Genomic DNA, 26,797 nt, shown 5'->3' with positions numbered 1-26,797 from the left:
TTATCGTTTCAGGTTATTCAATGGCTAAAATTAATACACAGAACACAAAAGGTAACAAGAATCTCATCATCAAAATCAATGGACGCGATGGCTCCAGTACGGTGATTAAGCAGGAGACGGAACAGCTGCTGGAGGATGCATACAGCGACGAGCTCGAAAACGAAGCAGACATGGAGAACGAGCTGGAGCTTTCCGATGAGCTGACGCAGGTGGCCGTCGACGAGGACGAAGATGTGAGCGATGAGGACCTCGAGGAAGAGGAGCTTTCCGATGAGGACCGCGAAGCACGAACCCTCGATATGGAAGCACTCGCAAACCTCGAGAATGTATCCGCTGATGATCCGGTTCGTATCTATCTGAAGGAAATCGGAAGCTACCCGCTGCTGACACCGGAGGAGGAGCTCGACCTCGCGAATCGCTGCAAGAACGGCGACCTGTATGCGCGTCAGCGCCTCATCGAGTGCAACCTCCGTCTGGTTGTTTCCATCGCGAAGCGCTTCACCGGACGTGGCATGAGCTTCCTGGATCTCATCCAGGAGGGCAACATGGGTCTCATGCGTGGTGTCGAGAAGTTCGAGCCGGAGCGTGGCTTCAAGCTTTCCACCTATGCGACCTGGTGGATCCGTCAGGCGATCGCGCGTGCGCTCGCCGATCAGTCGAGAACCATCCGTGTGCCGGTACATATGGTTGAGCTCATCAATAAGATCAAGAAGACCTCCCGTCAGCTGGCGCTGACCCTCGGTCACGAGCCGACCACTGCCGACATCGCCGAGTACCTGAACATCCCGGAGGAGCGTGTACAGGAGGTCGTCAACTACGATGCCGGTCCTGCTTCCCTCGACAGTAAGGTCGGTGAGGATGAGGATTCTGATCTCGGCTCCTTCATCGCCGACGAGAAGATCATCTCCCCGGAGCAGAACGTGACGAACGTGATGATGAAGGAACAGGTCGAGAAGATCCTCTGTAACCTTTCGGAGCGTGAGCGTGAGGTCCTGGAGATGCGTTACGGTCTCGTCGATGGACGTGAGCGTACCCTCGAGGAGATCGGTACCATGTACCATGTCACACGTGAGCGTATCCGTCAGATCGAGAACAAGGCACTTCGTAAGCTGCAGAATCCGAAGTACAAGCGCGAGCTGGAAGGCTTCCTGGAGAATAACTGATTCACGAACCGGACTTTCTGTTATAATGGCAGAAAGGCCGGTTTTTTCACACCAGGCGATCAAACGCCCGAAACAGATAACAGATTTACGGTATCCAATGCATACACTCGTGCACCCGCCGGATGGCCTGCGGATCTGCGATATGCGATGGAAACAGCGGACCCATCACGGGAACGCATAGCATTCGCTGCGGCGATATGCGTATGCGATGGAAACATTGGCTCATAAAACATGAACCAGCATATAGAGAAAGAAAGGTACGATATGAACGATTTCAGAAAACGCTCCGGTCAGCCGAAAAAGTCAGGCGCAGCAGCGAAGCGCGGACAGGGAAAGAACGGCAGAAACGCTTCCGCAAACGGCTTCAGCAGCCCGCGAAAGAGCAGTGGCGCAGCGAGCACGAAGCCTTATTACCAGACGAAGCTCCAGGGCCGCACAGGTGCGCAGCCGGGCGACTACGTCATCATCTCAGACGGAAAGCAGGAGATCACGACCCGTGTGAACCTCGCGAGCCACCCGTTCTGTAAGAAGAAGGTCGGCGACCGCGTCACCATCAAGGCCGTCGAGTGGACGCTCGTCCGCATCCTCTACCAGGGCAGCGAAGCCTACCATAAGGTCTTCGACGCCGACACGCAGCGCGAACACTTTGGGTACTAATCCATGAGCATCGTCTCCTATTGCTAAAGGAAGGAAATCATGTCTATTTACGAATATATCTGTGATCATCTGACGCCGTCCGGCACGCTGCCGGCGGATTTCAAGCTGCCGGGCTGCACACCGGCGGAGGCGAGCAGCTCCCACAGCGCACTCTCCGACATGCAGCTCGTCGATGGTGCGCTGGACGGCATCGCGCTGTTCCACGGCCCGTCCGAGAAGGCCGACTGTACGCCGCTCGCGGATCTCATAAGCTCGACCTCCATGGGCGACACCGAGAGCATTCAGGCGGCCATCGAGGCGTATTTCGCGCCGTCCACGGGCCACCGTATGCTTCCGCTCGAAGCCCCGCTTCTTCAGTGGACAAGCGACCATACGGACGCGGTCAATGCAGACGGGCTGTTTGCATTGGCCGCAAATCTCCTCGTGACGACGGAAAGCTGTGAGTGTGTGAAGCTCGCCCTCGTGCTGTTCTCGATGCTCGACACCGACGACAACGACGCGGTGAAGGACGCGGTCCGCACACTGGCGCTCTCCGACGAATTCACGCTCTTCGCGATTCATGTCGCGGAGACCTGGCAGGACGCCGAAGAGGAGATCCTCCGCTTCGGACAGCAGGTGCACGGCTGGGGCCGCATCCACGCCGTCGAGCATCTGGAGGCGAAGAGCGGCCGCGTGAAGGACTGGCTCTTCCATGAGGGCGTGCACAACACGATCGGTGCCGCCTACTCCGCGCGCACCGTGGCCGATAAGATCCACCTCGCAACCGTCCTCACGAACCCGGCCTTTAACGACGACGATTTCGTGCTCGCCAGCGCCATCCTGGACGGTCTCCTCGATGAATCGAGCATGCAGGGCATCACCGCCATGCCGGACCGCACACAGCTCCTCGATGGCTATCTTCACCAGGCGAGACGCTGCCGCATGAGCGAGCAGACGCTGAACACCGTGCTGAGCGTGCGCGATTACCTCGATCAGAACATCTTCCAGGGCAGCGGTAAGCTCCACGAGCGTGCCGAGGAGATCCTGCATACCGACGACATCCGCAGCTTCGTCCAGGAGCTCCTCGCAAAGGGACAGGGCTTCCGTACCGCCTGCCGCATGGGCATCCAGTGCACCGATGAGATGCTGCACGCGATGGACACGGAGTTCAATGCTTACGCCGATCTCGTCGATGTCCTCCCGAAAGACAATGACACACTTCGGAAGCTGCTCGACATCTACCGCCGCCACCTGCCACTCGCGATGATGGCCTCCGGTCCGCGTGACCAGCTGGGCATCGGCGAAGCCTACCGCCCGTACCATCAGCTGAGCTACCTCGTACAGAACCTCGCTGACAGCACAGGAGAGGGCGAGGACCTCGTCATCAGCGCTCTCCGCTGCCCGGTCAATGCCAACCGACAGATGGCTCTGAACGTCCTCGAAAGCTGGTGTAAGGACGGCTACGAGCCGGGAGACGCGATGCGCGCCGCACTGCAGGAGATTCTCACATCCGAGCCATGCGACGACATCCGGGCACAGCTCGAAGCACTGAAGTACTGATGAAAACGCTGATGCATATCGGAGAATACAGAGACGACATCGTAGCACAACTCGAAGCATTGAAGTACTGATGAACGTTCTGATGCATATCGGAGAATGCAGAGACAGAACCAGCCAGATCTGAAAAGATAACAAATTTACGGTCATAAAAGATAACAAAAAGACGGTATGGATTGTATTCATACCGTCTTTTTGTTATCTTTTCATCGCTTATAACATAATTACGGTAGAAAAGTGCCTACAACTGGACCGTGCGTATCGACCGTAAATCTGTTATCTTTCGACCGTCATCGCGTTATAAGCGAAGCAGGTACCGTAATTTTGTTATACGGTAAAAACGCCAAAAGAATCGCGTGAAAATCGTGAAACTGCTGATTTTTTACCGGAAAATGTCTGAAAAGAAACAGACCACGGCGGACCTGCAGTAGAAATTTCGCTTTTCAGTCCGGCTTTCAGCGCGAAAAAGGGATAACACAGCCCCCGGATCCGGCTGGAAAAACCCCCTCGCAGGCGCTTCGGCGCATACCGTAAATCTGTTAGAAGCTGCCGTCTTTCTGTTACAGCTCACCGTAAATTCGTTATGCCTTACCATCAAAATGTTATCTTTGTGGATAAAAAACGACGCAATTCTGTGCTTTCACCCCTTGTATATATATAAATATATTAAATATTAAATAAGCAAAATAAAAAATTAAACGAAAATCAAATAGCAAGGCGCGCGCGTGGGTGGGAATCGCAGGTTCAGAAACGCCACCCGCAGGAGATATAACATAATTACGGTCATTATGGACGACAAATCGAGGTCTGAATTATAACAAAATTACGGTCATTGATTTTTACCCTGCAGCGTTTTACTATATTGACATATCATTGCACCGACCTAAAGGGTAAGAATCGTGTAGTTATGCTATTGTGTGCTGAATTTCACACGCAGGCATATAACGCCGGTACTTATCATGGGGCTCGTGCGCGGAGACGGAGACGTATGGCAGCTTTTAAAACACAGAAAGAGAAGATGGACGATCAGCGTAGCTATCTGGTCGTAAAGGATAACGCACTGATCCAGAAGGCGAAGTATAATCTCACCGCCAACGAACAGAAGCTTGTGAACTACGTGATCACGATGATCAAGCCGGGCGAAGAAGAGTTTAAAAAATATGAGATTCGTGCCCTGGATTTCGCACGTCTCTGTGGCATCGATCCGAAGAACGTATACCGTGATTTCCGAAACATGATCGATTCCATCGATGAGAAGGCCTTCTGGGTAAACCTCGATAACCGTGTTATCAAGCTCCGCTGGTTTAACGAACCGGAGTATAACGAACGCAAGGGCACGATCAGCCTGATCCTCGACAGCCGTATCAAGACCTACCTTCTCGGAATCCAGAACAACTTCACGGAATATGAGCTGTATAACATCCTCGCGATGACCAGTAAGTACTCCCCGCGCCTGTATGAGCTTGCGAAGTCTTATGCCTATAAGGGCTGGGTTGACATCTCGGTCGATGCCCTCCGGGAGAATCTGATGGCGGATGTCTATACTGCTTTCGGAAACTTCAAGCAACGTGTGCTCGCCCCGGCGATTAAGGAGATCAATGAATACACCGACATCACCGTCTCCTACGACTGCATCACCGATAAGGGTGAGCTCGTCAAGGGCCGCCTGCAGGGCAAACGTATAACATATATACGTTTATACATCGAAAACAAGGATACACTCGATCGCTTCGCGACCTATAACAAGACGGTCGGAAAGATCGAAAAGCGGAATCAGCAGTTCCGCGGCCAGCTGAGTCTGAACTTCGACAGCACCGGCACACTGGTAGATATAGCGTGATTCCACTCGGAACCACGCTTTTTTAACAAATTCTGTGAAAAAGCTGGACAAGAAAAAAATTAACGCTATAATAGAATAGCTTGATTCTAAAAATAGCATCACTATGTGCTTTGATATGTGCATGGGTGCTTCTAGGATCTGCTGTTGTCAATTCGTTCATAGATTTATATAAAGAGGTAGGGTAATGGCAGTAGATATCAAACCGGTTCTCGAAGTCGAGCAGCTCTCAGATGATAAGAAGTTTGGCCGTTTCGTATGTTCACCACTTGCGAAGGGTGAGGGTACCGTCATCGGTAACTCTTTAAGACGTATTCTTCTTTCATCCATGCCGGGTGCTGCAGTCAGCGAGGTGAAAATCGACGGCGTTTATCATGAGTTCTCATCCATCCCTGGTGTGAAGGAGGATGTCGGCGATATCATCCTTAATTTAAAAAAGCTTGCGATCAGAAACACCGCAACCAGCGATGATCCAGTCATGGCATACATCGATTATGCCGGTGAGGGGATCGTACGTGGTTCGGATATCAAGGTAAGCTCCGAGGTCGAGATCATCAACCCGGATCAGGTGATCGCTACCCTTTCCGGTAAGGAAACCAGACTCTACATGGAGATCAAGATCGTAAAGGGCCGTGGCTATGACGGTGCCAATACACGTGATCGCAGTGATCTGCCGATCGGTGTGATCGCTGTAGACTCTATTTTCTGCCCGGTGACGAAGGTCAACCTGACCATCGATCCGCTGGAAGGCGGTCAGGAGGATAAGCTGACCCTCGATGTAACGACCAACGGTGCGATGTCACCGGAGGATGCCGTATCCCTTTCCGCACGTATCTTCGAGTCTCACCTTCAGCTGTTTGCAAACATGGATACTGCACAGTCGACCAGCATCGATACCGAGGGTGGCAGTGAGACGGAGACCGATGCAGGTGATATCGATAACATGAGCATCGACGAGCTCGAGCTCAGCGTTCGTTCGTACAACTGCTTAAAGAGAGCCGGCATCAACACCGTCGGTGATCTCCGTGCGAAGACCATGGAGGACCTCAGCAAGGTTCGTAACATGGGCCGCAAGTCGATCGATGAGATCCTCGCAAAGATGGATTCTCTGGGACTTTCTCTTGCGACGAGAGAGGCAGAGTAATCGTCTGATGTTGACCTGAAAAGTGAGACCGATATAGAGTAATAGCATACTGTATGGTTGCTTCCTCCGGGAAGCAGCCATTTTTGTTATAGAAAAACGAAAGGAGGAAAGCATGATGGAAGAGCAGGTAACTGCGCAGAAAGCGGAGCTCAGCAGCTGTCTCAGCAGTGCGCTGAATGCGGGCGAGCTTCTCTTGACCCACGGCGCAGAGGTCAGCCGCGTGGAGGATACCGTCCAGCGCATCGGACGGGCATGTGGATTTGAGCGCGTGGATGTGTTTACGATCACCTCGTATATCGCCGCTACAGCGTTTCTTCCGGATGGGACGACGATGACCGAAAGTCGTCGTATAAAAGCCCGTGTCACGGGTCTCGGAAAGGTCGAGGAGGTCAATGCACTGTCCCGCCACTTCTGCCATGGTGAGATATCCCTGGAGGAGTTCCGCGACGAACTCAGGCGTGTCCGGGAAGAAAAGACCAGCCCGTGGTGGCTCGATCTTCTGATGTATATGGTCATTTCGTTCTCGCTTTCGATTTTTCTCGGCGGAACTTTTCCAGATGGCATCGCATCCGCTCTTTCCGGCATGGTACTGTATGGGATGATCTGTATGAGTGCACATCTTCAGATGAACAGCCTGATCCAGACCTCCATCTGCAGTGCGGTCACGGCGATCGCGGTGCTGCTTCTCGTTCGTCTCGGGATCGGTGTGCACCCGGATAAAATCATGATCGGAAACATCATGCTGGTGATTCCAGGGATGCAGCTGACGAACTCTCTTCGTGACATGATCAACGGAGACACCGTCAGTGGTGTGCTGAATCTGAGTGAAGCGATTCTGAAGGCCGTATCGGTGGCCCTCGGATTTGCCATCGTTCTTCTGGCAGGAGGTTAGGGATGCAGGCAGATATCATACAGACGCTGATGGGGGCGATCAGCTCGCTCGCCTTCGCGATTTTATTTGGTGTACGAAATCGAAAAGCGCTGATCTCTATCGTGATCGGCAGCGCGATCGGCTGGGCAGCTTATATCGTCTGTCAGTACGCCGGTTACGGAAAAACCTTCGGCATGCTGGCCTCTGGGCTGACGATCGCGGCGTGGAGTGAGATCCTTGCGCGGATCATCAAGACTCCAGTGGTTGTGATGCTGGGACCGATGTTGATTCCGGAATTCCCGGGCGGCGGTCTTTACTATGCGATGTACAGTCTGATCGAGGGAGATACAGCACAGTTCGGTGCGACACTGAAGCTCGTGCTGGCCGAGGCGGGCGCGATCGCCCTCGGCATCATCATCGCTGCCTACGTGGCAGGCTTTCTGACAAATCTTCGGAAGGCCTATAAAGTGAGCAGAAACCGCTGAGCTGTCTTCATAATCTGCGGTGGAGTTTGGATGCATTTTCGCTTATAATAAAGGAGACTGTCACGCTGTGTCAGCAGTAGTATCCACAGTATTTTGAAAACCCGAAAGGAGTAGAGGATATATGAAAATTGCAGTTTTAGGTGCAGGCGCCATGGGCGGTCTGTACAGTGCGTACCTGAGCCGGCACAACGAGGTGACGGTTATCGACGTCAACGCACAGGTCGTAGAGAAGATCAATGCAGATGGCCTCGAGGTGCAGGAGCCGGATGGTACGTCTCAGGTGTATCATCCACATGCGGTGCTGTCCACCGAGGGGATGGCGCCGGTCGATCTGATCGTCGTGTTCGTGAAGGCGATGTTCAGCGAGAGCGCGCTGAATAACAACCGTAGCATCATCGGTCCGGAGACCTATCTTATGACCCTGCAGAACGGAAGCGGCCACGAGGATATGCTCGGGAAGTTCGTACCGCAGGAGCACATCATCATCGGTACGACACAGCATAACGCAAGCGTCGCCGGCTTCGGTGTGACGAAGCATGGTGGCAGCGGTATGACCCACATGGGCTGTGTGACCGGTGATGTCAAGCGGCTTCAGAAGTTCGCAGATGCGTTCACGGCGTGCGGTCTCGATGCGGATGTATCCGACGGCGTGCAGAAGATGATCTGGAACAAGATGTTTACTAATGTCTCTGCCAGTGCGCTGACGGGTGCCCTGCAGGTTCCGCTGGGCTTCATTTCCGCAGATGAGCATGCATGGAAGCTCTGCTGTCAGCTGATCCGCGAGGCGGTGGATGTCGCAGCGGCGCTCGGCATGGACTTCGATTATGATGAGAAGGTCGCGGAGGTCAAGGCGGTATGCGATAAGAGCCCGAATGGTCTCACCAGCATCTATGCCGATCTTCGGGATGGCCGCCGCAGCGAGGTGGATACCATCAGCGGTAGCATCGTCCGCGCGGGTGTCAAGGCCGGCGTACCGACCCCGAGCCACCGCTTCCTGGTGGGCCTCATCCATGCGATGGAGAACCGTCCGAGAGCATAAGCGGGCGGGTGCCGGATGGAGGCATTGTCCTCGTGAAGATGTACGGAGGGCGGCACTTTCATGGCAGCATTGCCCTCGTGAAGGGATCGAGGGCGGCACGGAAGTGCAGGTGTACACCGGCAGATAAAATCATATGAATCATCATGCACCTCGGGTGCATCGTGAGATAAATCAAGTTTCTGTTCAGCGCGGGACCTGCGTTTCGATGAAGGGCGGCCAGCGCAGAACGACAAATTTATGTAAGGAGAATATTTTATGTCCGAAGAGTTCGTAACCTATGACTGGGAGGCTGGAAAGCCGAAGACCGTCGCTGCAGATCAGCTTCCACCAAAGGAGTACATGAAGGGTGGTCTTCATATCGTCGACCTGAGCAAGTGCATCGATCCGAGCACCGAGAGCCGTCGTTGCAACTTATGGCGTTTCAACACCGGTGGTGTCGTACCTGATTTCCATACGAATGTAGATATCGGAAGCCACCTCGGTACGCACTGTGAGTGTCCGTACCATCATGACAGCAGCTGGCCGAGCGTTGCAGAGCTTCCACTCGATCAGTTCATGGGTCGTGGTATCTACTGCACACTGGATCTTCCGGAGGATCACCAGATCACCGCTGAGGATCTCGAGAAGGCACTCGGTGGCTGGGTCCAGGAGGGCGACACCGTCATCCTCGACAGCCCGCACAAGATCCCGCCATTCACGAAGCTGACCGGCGGCCCGACCGACCATCGTCTTCAGGTAGGTGCAGACATGGCGCAGTGGCTCGCAGATCACAAGGTACAGTGCGTGGGCTTCGGTGATGGTGTAGCGATCGAGGGCGATGTTCGCAACGTAAAGCCGTTCCATGATATTCTGATGGCGCAGAACGTTACCTTCCTCGAGGTTCTGTGCAACCTGGAGCTTCTGAAGACGGATACGTTCTTCATCAGCTATGCTCCGATGAACATCATCGGCCTCGACTCCTGCCCGACACGTGTGTACGCGATCGAGGGTATGCCGGGCTTCACTCGTTGATCGCGGGTGCGATGAGGCATCACAATCTAAGATAATCGAAAAGGCTTCCCCTTCCGGGAGGCCTTTTTGTGAAATGGGTTTATTCAGAATGGGGGACCCGGAGGAGCGTCAACGGAGGCACAGTACTCCGAGACCGGTGAACTATAAGCCGGGGACCCGCTACACGAACGGTTATGTAATATTAACAAAAGGAGAACATCATGATATCCGGAAATATTCATGAAAACGAAAATCTGCGTTTTCTGCCGGCGGCGTTACAGCGTGCCGTGCAGTTCCTGAAGGAGAACGACCTCGCGGCGCACGAGCCGGGAAAGTTCGAGCTTGACGGTGATAAGATGATCCTCCAGGTCATCGACCAGGACACCGCTCCACGCGAGCAGCTGCGTCCGGAGTGCCATCGCAAGTATGTCGATGTACAGTTCCTCGCAGCCGGCGGTCCGGAGCGCATCGGCTGGTATCCGGACCTAGGCGATAGTGAGACCGACGAGAATCTGCTCGATACCCCGCGTGACATCTGCTTCTATAAGAACAACGCGCATGCCCGTGAAGGCATCATCGAGATGCAGCCGGGCAGCTACGCGATGTTCTTCCCATGGGATGTGCACGTACCAGCCATCCAGGTCGACGCACCGGCGCATATCCGGAAGATCGTCATCAAGGTGGCTTTCGACACCTGCCTCTGAGCGGAGGGGGGTCGCGGGCATCCGGTCATCACCTTAAGAATTTCGTAAGGGGGTCTGACCCCATTAAATTTTTCTAAACAGAATCTAAACCGCAGTTTATGGGGTCAGACCCCATAAAGTGGTGGGCCGGGCTCCTGCCGTAATGCAGCTGATCTTTGGAGTGGTGGAGTGAGCGTCTTATGTTTCACTGACGGTGAAGTAATCCGGATGCCGCTCGATCGTATCCATGAGATTGCCGCGGAAGCTGGTCAGGTGCTCGCTGATTTTCGTCTCGGCGCAGACATCATCCGGGAGGCCGAGCAGGAGATAGTCACAGAACTCGCGGTGCTGGCGGTTGACGCGGGTGAAATCGCATCTGCCCTCGAAGACATCGAGGTAGCGGAGGCGATCGTAGTGGGAGACGAGGCCGCGCATCGCGAGCCAGGTGTGAGAGCGGCCGCCGAAGTAGTACATCATACGATGAAACTCGTCGTCTAGCTGGATGATCTCGTCCACTGAGTCCTCGATGTGGCTGATCAGGGCATTCTGCTTCCGCATGCACTCCATCAGCTCCTGGATCTGACTGCGGTCGATCTTTCCGGCGACATCCCGGAGCAGTGCACTCTCGAGCAGAAGGCGGGTCGAGTGGCCCTCCTTGACGAGTGTCAGATCGATGCGGCTGACCCGGGTTCCGCGCTGCGGAAAAATGTCGACCAGCCACTCGCTCTGCAGGGTGGTCAATGCTTCGTGCACCGGTGTACGGCTCATCCTGAGCGCATGCGCGAGCTCGATCTCGTTCAGCGACTCCCCCGGCTTGAGCCGGAGCGTCATGATATTCGAACGCAATACGCGGGAAGCGTAGGCGCGGTTGTTTTCGTTTTTATATGGAGATGGGATGATCAGGTTCATGTGCAGGACTCCTTCCATGAGATTCAATATAACTAATATATCAGTGCAACGGGTGCTTTTCAAGATGATGTATACAAAAATCGCATAAAATATTTGGTGATTAAGAAGATAAATATAGAAAAATCAGTCAAATATGCCTTGAAATGCATCTGTAAACTGTGCTATGCTAGCACCAATGAAAAACAACTGATATATTATTGCGAAAAGCTTGACGATTAAGAAAAGGAGAGTTAATTATGAGTATTCGTGTACCTGTAGAAACGGTGAAGGCAACGGTCAAGAAGGCATTTCTGAACCTCGGTTTAACAGAGGCGCAGGCAGAGCAGTGCGCAGAGATCCATACCGAGAGCAGCCTCGAGGGTATCGAGAGCCACGGCCTCAATCGTGTACCTCGTTTTGCGGAGTATGTTCAGAAGGGCTGGGTCGATATCAAGGCGAAGCCGGAGCTGGTTGGTGCGAAGGGTGCAGTCGAGAACTACGATGGTCACCTCGGCATCGGTACACTGAATGCTACCTTCTGCATGGATCGTGCCGTAGAGCTTGCAAAGGTACATGGTATCGGCTGCGTCGCACTGAAGAACACGACCCACTGGATGCGTGGTGGTTCCTATGCATGGCAGGCAGCACAGGCCGGCTTCATCGGTATCAGCTGGACCAACACCGAGAGCTGTATGCCGATGTGGGGCTCGAAGAAGCCGGGCGTCGGTAATAACCCGTTCTGTATCGCGATTCCGCGGAAGAGCGGCCCGATCGTCCTCGATATGGCGATGAGCCAGTATGCATACGGTAAGCTCGGCGTATATCGTCTCGCTGGTAAGCAGCTTCCATATCCGGGCGGCTTCGATAAGGATGGTAATCTGACCAGCGATCCGGGTGCGATCGAGGTCAGCGGACGTATCCTTCCGACCGGTTACTGGAAGGGTACCGGTATGGCGATCGCCCTCGACCTCGCAGCCGCTGCGATGGCGAACGGTAAGACAGGTGCGGATATGGACCGTGAGGGTCGTGGAAGCTGCACCGGCTGCTGCCAGATCTTCATCGCATATGATCCGTATCTCTTCGGTGATGAAGAGGAGATCCAGGCGAAGTTCGATGATCGTGTAGCCGCTGCAGATGCGACGGAGCCGGATCACGAGGGTGGTCACGTAACCTGCCCTGGTGAGCGTACCGCTGCGACCCGTGAGCGTAACCTCCGTGAGGGCGTCGTGGTCGATGAGCAGATCTGGCAGCAGTGTCTCGATCTCGCCGCCGGTAAGATGGAAACGAAGGACATCTCCGCAGCCTGCGTACTCGACAACATGCAGGAAGAAGAGAAGAAGTAATCACATCTGAATGTGAGAAGGAGTTTACTATGTTTTTTTCACCATTAAATCTTTCAACCAAGTATAACTACCTCGATGAGAAGTTTCAGGCAGCCTATAAGTGGCTGGCAGAGACCGACCTCGATCACACAGCGGTCGGAAGCTATCCGGTATGCGAGGGCGTGACTGCAAATGTACAGGAGTACACCAGCTTCCCTGCAAATGAGGGCTTCTTCGAGACCCACGATAAATTTTTCGACATCCAGTATGTGATCTCCGGCAAGGAGCAGTTCGGCTACTGCAAGCGCGATGGTCTCGTACTGAAGGAGGATCATCCGGAGAATGATCTCAAGTTCTATGAGGAGCCGGCACTCAGCGGTACCGTACTGCTGCTTCCGGGCGACATGATCGTCGTTGCACCGGAGGATGCACATAAGCCACGTACCTGCACTGCAGAAGGACCAGAGTTCGTCCGCAAGGTAGTGGTAAAGGTCGCTGTTTAATCTGAACATTAATCCATGAGAGGGCCGCGCTTCGCGCGGCCCTCTCATGGATTAGTGCAAAGAGACGATGCCATGATAATGCGCCTTCGGCGCAGGCATCGTCGCTTGATTTTTTCGCTTATTGCGAAAAAACAGCCTCGCCGCCTGGGGGCATCCACGAGCCTCTCCGCGCTTCGCGCGGCCCTCTCATGGATGATTAACACGCTAACTACACTTTTTCCTATCCTATAAAGCAAAAGCCCCCGCGCCGTATGGTGCGGAGGCTTCTGCTCGGTAACAACGAATGAGCGAAAATGGCGAAACGCAGTCGTGCAGGCGCTGCTTTTATGATAGGATAAAAAGAGATTCTTTGTTCGGGAGGTAGGGCTATGTACGACGGTGGCGGTAAGAAAAATCTGAATCTGCTGATACTTGAGGTCCTGAAGGATTATTCGGATGAGGAGCATGCACTTACGCAGCAGCGGGTGCTGCAGCTTCTGAAGGAGAACTACGGGGTGGTGTGTGACCGGCGTTCGGTCCGAAATAACATCGACTGTCTCATCGAGTACGGCTTCGATATCGATACGGAGAAGGGCTATCGGCTGATGTCCCGGACCTTCGATGATGCGGAGCTGCAGATGCTCATCAACTCGGTGGTTTTCTCGAAATTTCTGACGAAGGCACAGGCGAAGCAGCTGATCGACAAGCTGGTCGATGAGAGCAGCCGACACTTCAAGCCGCGCTTCACGCATCTCGCCAATATCACGACGCTCCAGCATACGGAGAACAAGCAGGCGATGATCAACCTCGACCTGATCGATGAGGCGATCGAACGAAAGCAGAAGCTTTCCTTCATTTACAACAGCTACGGGACGGATCGGCGGATGCATCCGCGGCGGAAGGAGCCGTACATCTATAATCCCTATCAGATCGTGATGTCGAACGGAAACTTCTATCTCGTCGGCAACTATGATAAGTATGACACGATCTCGCACTTCCGCATCGATAAGATGACGAACATGAAGATCCTCGACGAGGAGCGGAAGCCGGCGCGGGAAGTGAAGGGCATGGAGCATGGCCTCGACCTGCCGAAGCACATGGCGGAGCATGTCTATATGTTCTCCGGCGAGTCGGTGACGGTGCTGCTTCGGACGAGTCAGCGCAGTATGGATATGCTCTATGACTGGTTCGGAAAGGACTTCCAGATCGTCGAGCAGTACGAGGACGGGATGATGGATGTCCGCCTCCGCTGTAATCTGGAGGCGATGGAGTACTGGGCGCTCCAGTATGGCAAGTACGTGACGGTGCTCGAGCCGGCGGAGCTTCGCGAGAAGCTGCGAACAGACATCGCGGAGATGGCCGCGAGATATCAGGAGGAAACGAAATGAAAATAAATGAATTTACGAGAACTGGAACGACATCCGAGGAGATTTCCGAGCGGGAGCAGCGGCATCGCATCCTCGCGCGGGAGGCGGCCGAGGAGAGCATCGTCCTTCTGAAAAACGACGGGGTGCTGCCGCTTCCGACCGGGATTCCGGTGGCGTTGTTCGGTGCAGGTGCGGGGCTCACGATCAAGGGTGGAACCGGCTCCGGTGATGTGAATGTGCGGCACAGTGTGTCGATCTATGACGGCTTCACGCTCGCACGTGTGCGGGTGACGAGCAAGGACTGGATCGAGGATTATGAGGAGCGCTATGAGCTCGCGCGGCAGGCGTGGAAGAGGCAGATCCTCGACGAGTGCGGCGGCACCACCGACGGGCAGCTTTTCTTCGATACCTATACGAGCCACGCCTTCGAGATGCCGGAGGGGCGTCCGATCGAGGACACGGATGTGCAGGATGCGAAGACGGCGGTCTACGTGATTTCCCGCGTGGCCGGCGAGGGCAGCGACCGTCACCTCGCGAAGGGCGACTACTACCTCACGGATCATGAGCTCGAGGATATCCGCGTGCTCGCGACCCTGGTCGAGAAGATCGTCATCGTGATCAATGCCGGTGCGCCGATCGATCTTACGGTGCTCGAGGCGATGCCGGAGGTGAAGGCGATCCTTTTTATGGGGCAGGCCGGTGAGGAGGGTGGTAACGCCTGTGCGCGCATCCTGCTCGGATTCGTGAATCCGTCGGCGAAGCTGACCGCGACCTGGGCGAAGCGCTATATGGACTATCCGGGTGCGATGGAGTTCAGTGATGTCCGAGCGCAGCTCGACGAGGACAATGCTTACGGCGCGGCGGAGACGATCGACCGGGACGCGTTGCTTGCGCGTTCACGCTATGAAGAGGGCATCTATGTCGGCTATCGTTACTTCGATTCCTTCGGGGTGACGCCGCGCTATCACTTCGGTCATGGCCTGAGCTACACCTCGTTCGTCCTCACGGCGGAGGCACCGCGGGCCGCAGCGGATGGACTGTACATCCCGGTGACCGTCGAGAATACCGGAAATCCGTATGCCGGAAAGGAGGTCGTGCAGGTCTATGCGGCCTGCCCGCAGCCGGCAGTGATTTCCGGTGAGGATGGCGTGAAGGCAGCGGCATCTGGGGAACCGGCGGAGACATTGACCGAAGATGCTGGAGATGGCGGCGCAGGCGTGAAGGCGTCGGCACAGGCGAAGGTCGAGGCGAAGGAATATAAGCGCCTCGTGGCCTTCCGGAAGACGCGGCTCCTCGCACCGGGCGAGCAGGAGACGATGACCCTCCATGTGGACGGGCGCGCGCTCGCGAGCTTCCGTACGGACTACGATGCGGCGCATGGCGCGTGGGTGATCGAGGCCGGTCGCTATGCGATCTTCGTCGGCAGCAGCTCGGAGGAGAGCCGGCTGCAGCTCGCGGGCGTGGTCGAGGTCGCGGAGGAGAAGGTGCTGGAGATCGTGCCGCACATCTGTCCGGTGAAGGACGCGGACTTCCATGAGTGCGCGGCGCCGGTGGAGAGCCTCCGCCGGAAGACGCAGGCCTGGAGCGATACCTGGGCGACGATGAAGCAGGCGGCGCAGCAGGGGAAGCGGATCGCGGGACTCTGCGGGAAGCTGGGCTGGACGCAGGCGCTCGGAGAGACCGTGTGGGCGCCGGGCGAGGAGCCGGTGTTCCGAAATGCACAGGATGACCTCGACCGGATGGCGCATGCAATCGCCAGTGCGCTCGAGGTGAAGGACCTGATCCCGCTCCTGATGGGCGAGTTCGACATGCATGCGTCGGCGCTCGGCTCCGCGGGGCAGCGGGTGCCGGGAACGGCGGGCGAGACCAGCCGCTCCCTGGAGGAGCTCCTTCATGTGCCGGGGATCTCGATGGCGGATGGGCCGGCGGGCCTGCGCCTGAGCCGCTCGTATCTCGTGGAGCGGGCGACGGGCGAGAAGCTCAGCACCGGCATCGAGGCGAACTTCGAGAACGGCTTCTTCGCGTCGGAACCGGCTGAGCCGGAGAAGTATGAGCGCTGGTACCAGTTCACGACGGCATGGCCGGTGGGCACGAACCTCGCGCAGACCTGGAATGAGGAGCTGCTCGGGGCGGTGGGCCGCGCGACGGGCATCGAGATGGAGGAGTTCCATGTCGCCTGGTGGCTCGCACCGGGCATGAATATCCAGCGGAATCCGCTGAACGGACGAAACTTCGAGTACTATTCAGAGGACCCGCTGCTCAGTGGAAAGATGGCGGCGGCGATCACGAAGGGCGTGCAGACGCTTCCAGGTGTCGGCACGACGGTGAAGCACTTCGCCTGCAATAATCAGGAGAACAACCGCATGGGTGTCGATGCCGTCGTGTCCGAGCGGGCACTGCGTGAGATCTACCTGCGCGGCTTCGAGATCGCGATCAAGGAGAGCCAGCCGATGTGCATCATGACGAGCTACAACGAGATCAACGGGGTGCACAGTGCGAACAATGCCGACCTCTGCACGGAGATCGCGCGGCGGGAGTGGCACTTCCAGGGCGTGATTATGACCGACTGGGCGACAACATTGGACTTCGGTGGAGCAGATGCAGCCGGCTGCGTGGCGGCGGGCAACGACCTCATCATGCCAGGTGCGACCTCTGACCTCGAGAATATCGAGCAGGCGTATGCGGAGGGACGGCTCAGCGAGGTGGACATCCGAAGCTGTGCGGAGCGCGTACTGAACATCGTGCTCCGGACGAACGGATATGCGGACGCGACGAGTTACTACGCACGCTTCGCGTGATGTGTGGATTACGCTTTATGATCAGAACGGTCTTCGGTGATGGAGGCCGTTCTTTTTGTGGGGAGCGCTTCTTGTATTTGGAGGCTGGGACCGCTATAGTAGACGCAGTATATTTGTAAGGGAGAGTGTTATGGCAAAACTGATTTTCCGCTACGGTGCGATGGGCAGCAGTAAGACGGCGAATGCACTGATGGTGCGCTACAACTATCTGGAGAAGGGCTATGTGCCGTATCTTCTGAAGCCGGCGACGGACACGCGTGATGGGAAGAGTGAGATCAAGTCACGCATCGGGCTGCACGCGGAGTGCGAGCTGGTGTCGAGTTTTCTCGAGCGGCTCGAGACGATCGATTTCGTGAAGGAAACCGTCATCATCATCGACGAGGCGCAGTTCCTGCGTCCGGAGGAGGTCGAGGCCTTCGCGCATATCGTCGACGAGCGGGAGATTACGGTCATCTGCTATGGCCTGATGACGGATTTCCAGAGCCGGCTGTTCCCGGGCTCGCAGCGCCTCTGTGAGCTGGCGGACCGGCTCGAGGAGATCCCGACGCTCTGCTGGTGCGGCAAGAAGGCACACTTCAACACGCGTTTCAGCGACGGAAAGATCGTGCGCACTGGTGCACAGGTTATGCTGGGTGGCAATGAATCCTACGTGGCACTGTGCCGAAAGCACTACTTCGAAGGCCGGCTGCACGGCGATCGCCCACATGAGGACCTGACGCAGGACATCGCGGGGGTATGACCATGCAAAATCAGCAGAAGGTGAATAACAGCAGCAGAGATCGGAGGACAGCGCGGCGCATGCTCGCTGTAGTCATGGTTGTGTTCTTGCTATTGCTTTCCGGATGCGGTGCCCGTCCAGGGGCCGCGGATGTGGCTGTGACGAAATCAGCGCAGGTCGTGGGAAAAGCAGAAGTATCGGGGGAATCGTCATCTGCTGCTGATACTGACAAGTCGTCGTCCGGTGCGCAGCTTTCCGGCACCAGCGTGACCGCGGCCGGCCTGCTGTCGTTCTCCGAGCTTTCCGAGATCCCGGATGGCAGCTACTGGATCCGGGTGTCGATGACGGGGGGCTCCGGCCGCGCGTCGATCAGCTCGCCGACGGGCTTCTATGTAAAGGAAGGGCAGGCGACGGCAGACATCCACTGGTCGAGCGCAAGCTATGATTACATGAAGCTCGACGGCGTCCGCTACGACGCCTTCACCGACGCTGCCGGACACTCCGCGATGACGATCCCGGTGTCAGCGCTCAACACGGCCATCCCGGTGCTCGCCGATACGACCGCGATGTCGAAGCCGTACGAAATCGAGTACCAGCTGAGCTTCGACGGCAGCGCGCTGCTTCCGATGGCGGACGCGTCGATGGCCGAGGCGCATCCCCTGCCGAGCGACGAGGTGAATCGGACAATGCAGTCGGCCACCACGCAGGTGACAGATGCGGAAACTTCCGGCAGCGCCGGAGGAAGTGGAAACAGCACGACCGCCTTGGCAGAGACGAGCACGAAAACCGCTGGCGCCTCCGGTACGGTGGGGGAGAGCAGTGTCCACTGGTCAGCGGCACCGGAGATCGACGGACTCAGGTTCGTTTCGTCTGAGAAGAACGATGTGGCAGAGTACTTCCGTCTGAGCGTCTATGAGGATGCATCCGGCGCGAAGTACCAGCTGCTGGAAACCGCCGGGGGCCTGCACCGCTACCTGATCGCGCCGGAAGATCCGCAGGCAGCCGACAAGTCATCGGGAATAGCTGAGCCGAAGGCCTCAGCGCAAGCGGATTCCGTGAAGAATTCAAGTGAAAAGAAGGCGGCGAAGTCAAGCGCGCCAGCAGACATCGGCGAGAAAACCAGAGCGGCGAAGTCCGGCTCAAAACAGGGCGTCGATCAAAAAAACGGTCACTTCACGGCGCGGGCGTCGGAGGAGAACAGCGCGAATAAGGAAAAGAAGGGCGATGCGCTGGAGCTGACAGTGCTGCAGCAGCCGCTCACGACGACGTATGTCGCGGCGAGTGCCGTGATGGCCCCGCTCTGTGATCTCGGCGCGGTCAGCCAGATCCGCTTTTCCGGTCTCCGGGAGGAGGGTTGGTACGTGGACGAGGCACGCACTGCGATGAAGGCAGGCTCGATGCTCTTCGCCGGCAGGTACTCGGAGCCGGACTATGAAACGCTGCTCCGGGAGGGCTGTGACCTCGCGCTGGAATCCACGATGATCTACCGCTCACCGGAGGTCATCGAAAAGCTGAGTGCCCTCGGCATCCCGGTCTACATCGACTACTCCAGCTACGAGCCGCACGTGCTCGGCCGCCTCGAGTGGATCCGTGTGTACGGCGCGCTGTTCGGCCACGAAGAGGAGGCGCAGCAGTGGTATCAGACGGAGCGCGACCGCATCCGTGCGATACAGAAGGATGCGGAGACGTCGTCTGGTGAAGCTTCTCAGAGTGGGAAGTCTGCAGAAAAATCAGAAACAAAAACTTCCAGGAACTCGAAAAACGAGGCGTCGTCTACCGAAACCAGCAGTGGGCGTGCCGGTACAGATACGACAGCGGATCAGCGTCCGACGGTCGTCTACTTCTATGTGAACTCCTCCGGGCAGATCCAGGTGCGGCAGCCGCATGACTACATCCCGGAGCTGCTCGAGCTTGCCGGTGCGCGTTACCTTGCGCCGGACATGTCGAGCCTCAGTGGCAGTCGGAAGAGCAACGTTACGGTTTCCCTTGAGGATTTCTACAGTAGCTGTAAGGATGCCGACTACCTCATCTACTCCGCAACCCTCGACCGCCCGCTCAGCTCCATCCGGGAGCTTCTCGGAAAGAATGCGCTCTTCGTGGACTTTAAGGCCGTAAAGGAGGGCCATGTCTACACGACCGACAAGGACTTCTACCAGCTGAGCGACCGTATGGCGGACTTCGCTGAAGATGTCAGCCGGATGTTGCAGGACCAGGATGACATGCATTTCCTGAAAAAGGTTGCGTAAACGAAAATCGAGTATACTGAAAGCCATCAAACGATGCTGTATACAGAAAGGGACGCGCGGATGAGTGAATTTCAGCGGGAAAACCGAAGACGCACGCGGCGGTATGTGATCGTATTCGCATGCCTCTTTTTCGTGCTTCTTCTTATTTTTTATGCCAATGTCTCCGTCGGTACGGTCGCACTGCGCGCGGATCTCGTGTCGCAGACCATCCTCTGGCGCATCCGCCTGCCGCGCGTCTGCCTCGCGATGATCCTCGGCGGTGCGCTCGCGCTGAGCGGCTTCCTGCTCCAGACCTTCTTCGAAAATCCGATCGCCGGGCCCTACATTCTCGGCATCTCGAGTGGTGCGAAGCTGACCGTCACGCTGTCGATGCTGCTCACCCTGACCAGGCTCCGCACCACCAGCGCAGCCATCAATGTCGTGGCCGCCTTCATTGGCGCCCTCCTGTCGACCGGCTTCATCCTCCTGATCTCGAAGCGCGTACAGCACATGGCGTCGATTCTGATCGGCGGCATCATGATCGGCTACGTCGCGAGTGCGATCACCGATTTCCTCATCACCTTCGCGGAGGACGCGGACATCGTGAACCTGCACGGCTGGTCGCTCGGCTCGTTTTCGGGCGCGGACTGGCAGGATGTGCGCGTGTCGCTCGCGGTCGTGGGCGTGACGATGGCGCTGATTTTTGCGATGTCGAAGCAGATCGGCGCGTTCCGGCTCGGGGAGGGCTACGCGCGCTCCCTCGGGGTCGATGTCCGGCGCTTCCGCACGATCCTCATCCTGCTCTCGAGTATCCTGTCGGCGACCGTCACCGCCTTCGCCGGCCCGATCAGCTTCGTTGGCGTGGCGGCCCCGTACATCATGCGACGCCTGCTCCGTACCTCGGAGCCACGCGTGCTGATACCGGCAGCATTCCTCGGCGGCGCGGCGTTCACGGCGGCCTGCGACCTCCTGGCGCGCACATGGCTCAGCCCGACCGAGCTCAATATCTCGACCGTCACCTCGCTGATCGGCGCGCCGGTCGTCATCTGGATGCTGCTGCAGGAGAGGGGGAGATGATGCGCGAACAGAATCGAAAAAAGGAACAGCGAGTGCAGGAAATGCGGACCATCGATGCGGCTGGGAAGGACGCTTCTGTGATGGAAGATGGTACGGGCGATGTGTTGCGCAGTTTGGCGACGGAAAGCACGGGGGCAGAGATGGCTGGAGCGCATCACATGGCTGTGCGCGATGTGATAGCGGGCTATCATGGGAAGGTCGTGCTGGACGGGCTCAGCTTCGAAGTGCCGCGGGGCGGGATCCTCGTGCTGATCGGGCCGAATGGCGCGGGGAAGTCGACCGTGCTGAGGACGCTGTCCCGGGCGCTTCTGCCGATGCAGGGGACCGTGACACTGGATGGCCGGGATCTGCAGCGCTACTCCGGGGAGGCGCTCGCGCGGGAGCTCGCGGTCATGCTGACGGATCGGGCGAAGCCGGAGCTCATGACCGTGCGGGATGTGGTATCGCTCGGTCGCTATCCATATACCGGGCGACTGGGGCGGCTCGATGCAGAGGACGAAGTGCAGGTGAAGGACGCGATGGAGGCCATGGATGTCATGGCGCTTCGGGAGCGGGATTTCCGGGAGCTGAGTGACGGACAGAAGCAGCGGGTGCTGCTCGCGCGGGCACTGGCACAGGACCCGAAGCTTCTCATCCTCGATGAGCCGACCGGCTACCTCGACATCCACTATAAGCTGCAGCTTCTTCGGGTGCTGCGGGCGAAGGCACAGGCCGGGATGACGATCGTGGCGTCGCTTCACGAGATCGAGCTCGCACGGCTGCTCGCGGATCAGCTGCTGACCGTGAAGGACGGCCATGCCGGGCACAGCGGCACACCGGAGGAGATCTTCCGCGAGGAGATCATCGCGCCGCTCTATGACATCAGTGCGGAGGAATTCCGGCTGCTGTACGGACGCGCGGAGGAGCGTACATGAACGAATTTGTTTTCAAAAATCAGAAGAAGCTTCGCTGCGGGCTGACGACCGGCACCTGCGCAGCGGCGTGCGCGCAGGCTGCGATGCTGCGGCTCCTCACCGGACAGGTCCGGTCGGAGGTGACCGTGCGACTGCCGGAGAGCAGGAAGCGCGTGCAGGTGGACGTCGCTGCAGCGAAGCTTCATGCGGAGATTGCAGATAATCGAGCGAATCGTGGAACGCAGCAGAACAGCGATGGACGGTCACCGCTGCAGCGGGTGGGATCCGCGGAAAGTGACTCGAGATCGTTTGATCAGCGGGTGACGCTTGCGGTGTATCCGACGGCGGATGGCGGCTTCGCGACCAGAAAGGACGCCGGCGATGATCCGGATGTCACGAACGGCACGGAGATCCGGGCGTATATTCAGGTCTGTGATGTGGTGGTCGTGCCAGAAGGCGCGTTTGCGTCTGCGGACGGGCGGCTGTATCTCACCGGTGGCGTGGGGGTCGGCCGGGTGACGAAGCCGGGGCTCGAGCAGGCGGTCGGGCAGAGCGCGATCAATCGCGTGCCGCGCCAGATGATCTTTGACGCGGTGCAGCAGGTGCTGGACGCGTTCGAGGATGACGAGAAGCGTCGGACCGAGGGATGTACACCATCCCTCGAGATGGAAAACAAGCTGAAACATGTGGATGGAAAACCGGACGCTGAATACATCAGATCGAAGTGCCTGAATGAAGGAAATGAAAAATCAGAACGATCGGAGAAGCCCTGCTATCTGATCACGATTTCGGTGCCGGCGGGCGCAGAGCTCGCACAGCGGACCTTTAATCCGATGCTCGGGATCGAGGGCGGCATCTCGATCCTCGGGACGACCGGCATCGTAGAGCCGATGTCGGAGGCCGCGATCGTCGCGACGATCGAAACCTCGATCCGGCAGGTGCTCGCGATGGAGGATGCCGCTGTTTCGAAGACGGAGACGCTGAGGAAGGAAGAGGTGTCCGCAGACCAGAAAACGGAAACTTCCGAAGAACGGACGGCAGCAGATGAAGCTGTGGGACAGCTGCAGTCGCCCGCAGCGCATGGCGAACAGAAGGAGTTGACAGGAAGCGGGCGGAAGGATGATGGAGACATTGGCCGAAGCGCGCGGCGGATCCTGGCTGTGCCGGGGAACTACGGACAGCGCTACGTCGAGCAGCAGCTGGGGCTCCGCGGGGTGCCGGTCGTCGAGGTCTCGAATTACATCGGCGAGGCAATCGACCTCGCGGTGTCCTATGGGGCGACGGATTTTCTGCTGGTCGGAAACGTCGGAAAGCTGGTGAAGCTCGCGGCGGGCATCATGAACACACACAGTCGCGTGGCGGACGGGCGCTGGGAGATTTTCGCGGCGCATCTCGCGCTGTGCGGCGGTACGCGGGCGCAGGTGGCGGCGATGCGGAAGGCGACGACGACCGAGGAGATGCTGACGCGGCTCGAAGAGATGGGGCTGCGGGTGCCGGTGATGGCCTCCATCATGGGGGAGATCGAAGCGCACATGGCGCATCGGATCCGCGGACAGATGAACTTCGGCGTGATCGTGTATTCGGAGCGCTTCGGGCGTGTCGGGGAAACCGCGGGCGCGGCGCGGCTGCTGGAAGGATTTTGCTGCATCAAAAGTTGATAAAATGAAAAAGATGCCAACACGGATTTCCATTCTGTGTTGGCATCTTTCGTTTTTCAGGCCTTCGTCTGTGTGTCGAGCTTTTCAGCGAGCAGTTTTTCCTGTGCGTAGTCGTGGAAGCACTGGAGCCAGATGGCGTAGGCGGCATTGGTTTCGTGGACGTAGTGGTCGGAGCAGTACTGCGCGGCGAGGGTGCCGTTGGCAGCCTTCAGGTGAGAGGCGATGTCGAGGTAGCCCCAGCCGTTTTCTGTGCAGAGGGCCTGCATGCGTGCGTTCAGCGCATCGATATTTGCGTTGGTGAGCTTGCCCTTTTCTGAGCCCTGGTACATCGGGGTCGTGCTGATGATGGTGAAGGCGATGTCCGGATTCACGGCCCGAATCTGGTTGATGAGGCGGACGTAGTAGTCGACCGTGCTGTCAACGCCGCCGATATTCAGGTCATTGAGGCCGAAGAACATGAAGACATGCTTCGCACCGACCATCTGAAGCGAATCCCAGATGAAGTGCTGCGCGCCCTGGTAGGTCGGATGCACGGACTTCTTCGAGATGGCCATGAAGGCGTTGTGTGCAGAGAAGCTGCCACGGGTGAGGAAGCCGAGGTTCTGAAGGATCGCGCTGCTTCCCTTCTGGCGGTTCGCGTAGAGCTGGAAGCCGTAGGCGACGGAATCACCGGTGACGTAGGCGCCCTGGAAGTAGTTCGCGATTTCTTCTTCGGTCGGCGGAAGCAGTGACTGCACCGGCTGCGTCTCTGGGATGCCGGTCGGCGCGCCGGAATCAGATGATGCATTTGCGGTTGCGCCCGTCGCTTCTACCATGGCCGGACTGCTGCCTGTCTGATTTATCACCTGACCGGCAGTCAACGTGGCACTCTGGGTGGTGGCGGGCAAGGCAGAAGCGCCATCGGTATGTGCGCCTGGGCCGGAGGCATTGGCCTCGAGAACGGACGGATCGATGCCACGCCCGGCGACACCGGCGAAGGCGCTGAGCTTACATGCGAAAGAAGCGAGCAGCAGATAGGTGAAGAAAAGGGTTCGTTTCAGAGATTTTTTCGGGTGGGTCATGGGAAGCTCCTTTCGTTGAGGTTTCAAAAAGTAAGGTGCGTTCGAAGGCATGCAGGATTCGATTGATTTACTGATTTCATTGTAGCGAGTTCGATGGGGAAAAGCCAGTGAAGGCAGAATTCTTCATAGATTCGTAATGTTCAGCGACTACTGTTCAGACGTAGCCCGGCGGACAGCAGCCGAGCCACTCCACTCGTCTGCCGTCTCCTTGACTTAACTACGGTTGAACAGTAATGTTGAGCGGGTTTTTCATGGGCAGCGCGGCCATAATAAATGAAAATCGGTGGCACTATCCAATAGCTGTCGGTTTTTGAGATAATGGATATTTATAACAAGTTTTATCATTTTTGAGAGTGGGGCAAAAATATCTACGATTTCAAAATAGGACACTTATTGGATAGTTTTCTGTGAAATGAAATATACGCATATATGCGTACTATCGAATAGCCGTTGCTTTTCAAAAAAGTGGATATGTATTTGGAGCTTCGGTGAAGCATTTCGTTGAAGGCATATCCAATAATCGCTTTTTTCCTAAAAGCTGGATACCTGGGAGCAGAGCTCTCTTATGAAATAAAGCGTCTGATATCCAGTATTTTTGAAATCTTAGAAAATTGGATAATTTCCAGTTTCTTCCAACGCTTCCAGACAAAAAGCATATCCAATATCTTCAAAATCAGGCCAGATTAGATAAATGGTAGAAAACAGTGGCATTTGCCAAAAAGTTAATATAAACTAACTATCTGGACAGGATATATATATACGCGACGATGGCAGAACGTGAACATCGGTTTCCGCGCGCCTATCCGATATATACGCGTGTGCGACGATGGCGGCGCTACGCAGCACATCCGATGGATAAAAGGGAGGGTAGAAATGACGAACGAAATGAATGCAGTGATCGGTATCGCGATTCCGTTTCTGGGGACGAGTCTCGGGGCGGCGTGTGTGTTTTTCATGAAGCGGGCGCTGGGGGATCTGGTGCGGCGGGCGCTGGCCGGCTTCGCGGCGGGGGTCATGGTGGCGGCATCCATCTGGAGTCTGCTGATTCCGGCGATCGAGCAGATGGCAGGCTGGGGGAAGCTGTCCTTCGTGCCGGCCTTCGTCGGCTTCTGGATCGGCGTGCTGTTTCTGCTGGTGCTGGATCACCTGATTCCGCATATGCATGTCGGCAGCAGTGAGGCGGAGGGACCGAAGACGTGGCTGAAGCGGCCGACGATGATGGTGCTGGCGGTGACGCTCCACAACATCCCGGAGGGCATGGCGGTCGGTGTGATGTACGCGGGCTTCCTGTCGGGGAGCATGCAGATCACGGCGGCCAGTGCGCTGGCACTCTCGCTTGGTATCGCGATTCAGAACTTCCCGGAGGGGGCGATCATCTCGATGCCGCTTCGCGCGGAGGGGGAGAGTAAGCGGCAGGCCTTCCTCGGCGGTGTGCTGTCGGGCGTCGTGGAGCCGATCGGTGCGGTGCTGACGATCCTCGCCGCGCAGCTCATCGTTCCGCTGCTGCCGTATCTCCTCAGCTTCGCCGCCGGTGCCATGCTGTATGTCGTCGTGGAGGAGCTGATTCCGGAAATGTCGCAGGGCCGCCACTCGAATGTCGGGACCCTGCTTTTCGCCGCCGGCTTCAGCGTGATGATGGTGCTGGACGTGGCGCTCGGGTGAAGGAAAAACCGTTGCCGCCCCGCCGGGGCCCCTGCCTGCTTGCCTGAACTGTCACGTTACTGTTCAAACGTAGGTAAGTCAAGGCGCGGCTCGGCGGACGGCAGCCGGAGGCCGAGCCACGAGTGAACAGTAACACTGTCACCATACTTTTTTATATTTTCACGAAGTGTATACATTTTATGCTAAAATGGCAGGTGTCAAAATGAATGATGAAAAATGGCGCTGCAGGGACTGAAAACTT

The 26,797-nt window shown here is 56.9% G+C and carries 22 protein-coding genes; 20 read left to right on the top strand and 2 right to left on the bottom strand.

Translation table 11 applies throughout. The annotated features are described in order from the left end of the window. The first annotated feature begins 20 nt into the window (after positions 1 to 20). From ACTQ52_RS07240 to ACTQ52_RS07195, 10 genes are all read left to right on the top strand, one after another. Positions 21 to 1,163, top strand: a complete 1,143-nt coding sequence (locus ACTQ52_RS07240; protein WP_410044005.1) for a sigma-70 family RNA polymerase sigma factor — start codon at positions 21 to 23, stop codon at positions 1,161 to 1,163. A 264-nt stretch (positions 1,164 to 1,427) separates the two neighbouring features. Further along, the gene (locus ACTQ52_RS07235; RefSeq protein ID WP_441982196.1) at positions 1,428 to 1,820 is read left to right on the top strand and encodes a hypothetical protein; all 393 of its coding nucleotides are present in this window, start codon (positions 1,428 to 1,430) and stop codon (positions 1,818 to 1,820) included. Between the two features lie 39 nt (positions 1,821 to 1,859). Further along, positions 1,860 to 3,359, top strand: a complete 1,500-nt coding sequence (locus ACTQ52_RS07230) for a hypothetical protein (protein WP_441982195.1) — start codon at positions 1,860 to 1,862, stop codon at positions 3,357 to 3,359. A 985-nt stretch (positions 3,360 to 4,344) separates the two neighbouring features. Further along, complete coding sequence (locus ACTQ52_RS07225) at positions 4,345 to 5,196, top strand: replication initiation protein (RefSeq protein ID WP_410044008.1); 852 nt, start codon at positions 4,345 to 4,347, stop codon at positions 5,194 to 5,196. A gap of 184 nt (positions 5,197 to 5,380) precedes the next feature. Further along, complete coding sequence (locus ACTQ52_RS07220; RefSeq protein ID WP_441226616.1) at positions 5,381 to 6,337, top strand: DNA-directed RNA polymerase subunit alpha; 957 nt, start codon at positions 5,381 to 5,383, stop codon at positions 6,335 to 6,337. 112 nt (positions 6,338 to 6,449) lie between these two features. After that, the gene (locus ACTQ52_RS07215; protein WP_410044010.1) at positions 6,450 to 7,229 is read left to right on the top strand and encodes a threonine/serine exporter family protein; all 780 of its coding nucleotides are present in this window, start codon (positions 6,450 to 6,452) and stop codon (positions 7,227 to 7,229) included. A gap of 2 nt (positions 7,230 to 7,231) precedes the next feature. Continuing rightward, on the top strand, positions 7,232 to 7,693 hold the full coding sequence (locus ACTQ52_RS07210; protein ID WP_410044011.1) for a threonine/serine exporter family protein: 462 nt from the start codon (positions 7,232 to 7,234) through the stop codon (positions 7,691 to 7,693). A 121-nt stretch (positions 7,694 to 7,814) separates the two neighbouring features. Continuing rightward, the gene (locus ACTQ52_RS07205; RefSeq protein WP_410044012.1) at positions 7,815 to 8,732 is read left to right on the top strand and encodes a ketopantoate reductase family protein; all 918 of its coding nucleotides are present in this window, start codon (positions 7,815 to 7,817) and stop codon (positions 8,730 to 8,732) included. A gap of 339 nt (positions 8,733 to 9,071) precedes the next feature. Then, complete coding sequence (locus ACTQ52_RS07200) at positions 9,072 to 9,743, top strand: cyclase family protein (RefSeq protein WP_410044016.1); 672 nt, start codon at positions 9,072 to 9,074, stop codon at positions 9,741 to 9,743. Between the two features lie 200 nt (positions 9,744 to 9,943). Next, positions 9,944 to 10,426, top strand: coding sequence for a YhcH/YjgK/YiaL family protein (locus tag ACTQ52_RS07195; protein ID WP_441226615.1), 483 nt, complete (start codon positions 9,944 to 9,946; stop codon positions 10,424 to 10,426). Positions 10,427 to 10,603: 177 nt separating this feature from the next. Here ACTQ52_RS07195 and ACTQ52_RS07190 read toward each other — a convergent pair whose 3' ends face one another. Next, complete coding sequence (locus ACTQ52_RS07190) at positions 10,604 to 11,314, bottom strand: GntR family transcriptional regulator (RefSeq protein WP_441982194.1); 711 nt, start codon at positions 11,312 to 11,314, stop codon at positions 10,604 to 10,606. Between the two features lie 236 nt (positions 11,315 to 11,550). Here ACTQ52_RS07190 and yiaK point away from each other — a divergent pair, with 236 nt between their 5' ends. From yiaK to ACTQ52_RS07145, 9 genes are all read left to right on the top strand, one after another. Beyond that, positions 11,551 to 12,636 (top strand): 3-dehydro-L-gulonate 2-dehydrogenase, encoded by a 1,086-nt coding sequence (gene yiaK, locus ACTQ52_RS07185; RefSeq protein ID WP_441982193.1) that lies wholly within the window; start codon positions 11,551 to 11,553, stop codon positions 12,634 to 12,636. 29 nt (positions 12,637 to 12,665) lie between these two features. Further along, positions 12,666 to 13,118: a YhcH/YjgK/YiaL family protein gene (locus ACTQ52_RS07180; protein ID WP_410043474.1), complete on the top strand. Its 453-nt coding sequence runs from the start codon at positions 12,666 to 12,668 to the stop codon at positions 13,116 to 13,118. Positions 13,119 to 13,486: 368 nt separating this feature from the next. Continuing rightward, entirely contained in the window at positions 13,487 to 14,485 is a 999-nt protein-coding gene (locus ACTQ52_RS07175) for a helix-turn-helix transcriptional regulator (RefSeq protein WP_410043475.1), read from the top strand. Further along, positions 14,482 to 17,262: a glycoside hydrolase family 3 protein gene (locus ACTQ52_RS07170; protein ID WP_441982192.1), complete on the top strand. Its 2,781-nt coding sequence runs from the start codon at positions 14,482 to 14,484 to the stop codon at positions 17,260 to 17,262. Before ACTQ52_RS07175 ends, ACTQ52_RS07170 begins: the two co-directional genes overlap by 4 nt. A gap of 130 nt (positions 17,263 to 17,392) precedes the next feature. Next, positions 17,393 to 18,001, top strand: coding sequence for a thymidine kinase (locus ACTQ52_RS07165; RefSeq protein ID WP_410043477.1), 609 nt, complete (start codon positions 17,393 to 17,395; stop codon positions 17,999 to 18,001). 2 nt (positions 18,002 to 18,003) lie between these two features. Continuing rightward, on the top strand, positions 18,004 to 20,226 hold the full coding sequence (locus ACTQ52_RS07160; protein ID WP_441226612.1) for an ABC transporter substrate-binding protein: 2,223 nt from the start codon (positions 18,004 to 18,006) through the stop codon (positions 20,224 to 20,226). Between the two features lie 60 nt (positions 20,227 to 20,286). Beyond that, complete coding sequence (locus ACTQ52_RS07155) at positions 20,287 to 21,282, top strand: FecCD family ABC transporter permease (RefSeq protein ID WP_410043479.1); 996 nt, start codon at positions 20,287 to 20,289, stop codon at positions 21,280 to 21,282. After that, positions 21,279 to 22,196 carry an ABC transporter ATP-binding protein gene (locus ACTQ52_RS07150; RefSeq protein ID WP_441226611.1) on the top strand — a complete coding sequence of 306 codons (918 nt, stop codon included), beginning with the start codon at positions 21,279 to 21,281 and terminating at the stop codon, positions 22,194 to 22,196. Before ACTQ52_RS07155 ends, ACTQ52_RS07150 begins: the two co-directional genes overlap by 4 nt. After that, on the top strand, positions 22,193 to 23,833 hold the full coding sequence (locus tag ACTQ52_RS07145) for a cobalt-precorrin-5B (C(1))-methyltransferase (RefSeq protein WP_441982191.1): 1,641 nt from the start codon (positions 22,193 to 22,195) through the stop codon (positions 23,831 to 23,833). Before ACTQ52_RS07150 ends, ACTQ52_RS07145 begins: the two co-directional genes overlap by 4 nt. A 56-nt stretch (positions 23,834 to 23,889) precedes the next feature. Here ACTQ52_RS07145 and ACTQ52_RS07140 read toward each other — a convergent pair whose 3' ends face one another. After that, positions 23,890 to 24,894 carry an SGNH/GDSL hydrolase family protein gene (locus ACTQ52_RS07140; protein ID WP_410043482.1) on the bottom strand — a complete coding sequence of 335 codons (1,005 nt, stop codon included), beginning with the start codon at positions 24,892 to 24,894 and terminating at the stop codon, positions 23,890 to 23,892. Positions 24,895 to 25,767: 873 nt separating this feature from the next. Here ACTQ52_RS07140 and ACTQ52_RS07135 point away from each other — a divergent pair. Beyond that, a complete protein-coding gene (locus ACTQ52_RS07135) occupies positions 25,768 to 26,556 on the top strand; it encodes a ZIP family metal transporter (protein ID WP_441982190.1) in 789 nt (262 codons plus the stop codon). The last annotated feature ends 241 nt before the right edge of the window (positions 26,557 to 26,797 follow it).

Source organism: Oribacterium sp. Sow4_G1_1 (assembly GCF_052116105.1).
Taxonomy (GTDB): domain Bacteria; phylum Bacillota; class Clostridia; order Lachnospirales; family Lachnospiraceae; genus Oribacterium.
Note: the sequence above shows the minus strand (reverse complement) of the source record. Positions and strands in the feature narration are given on the sequence as shown.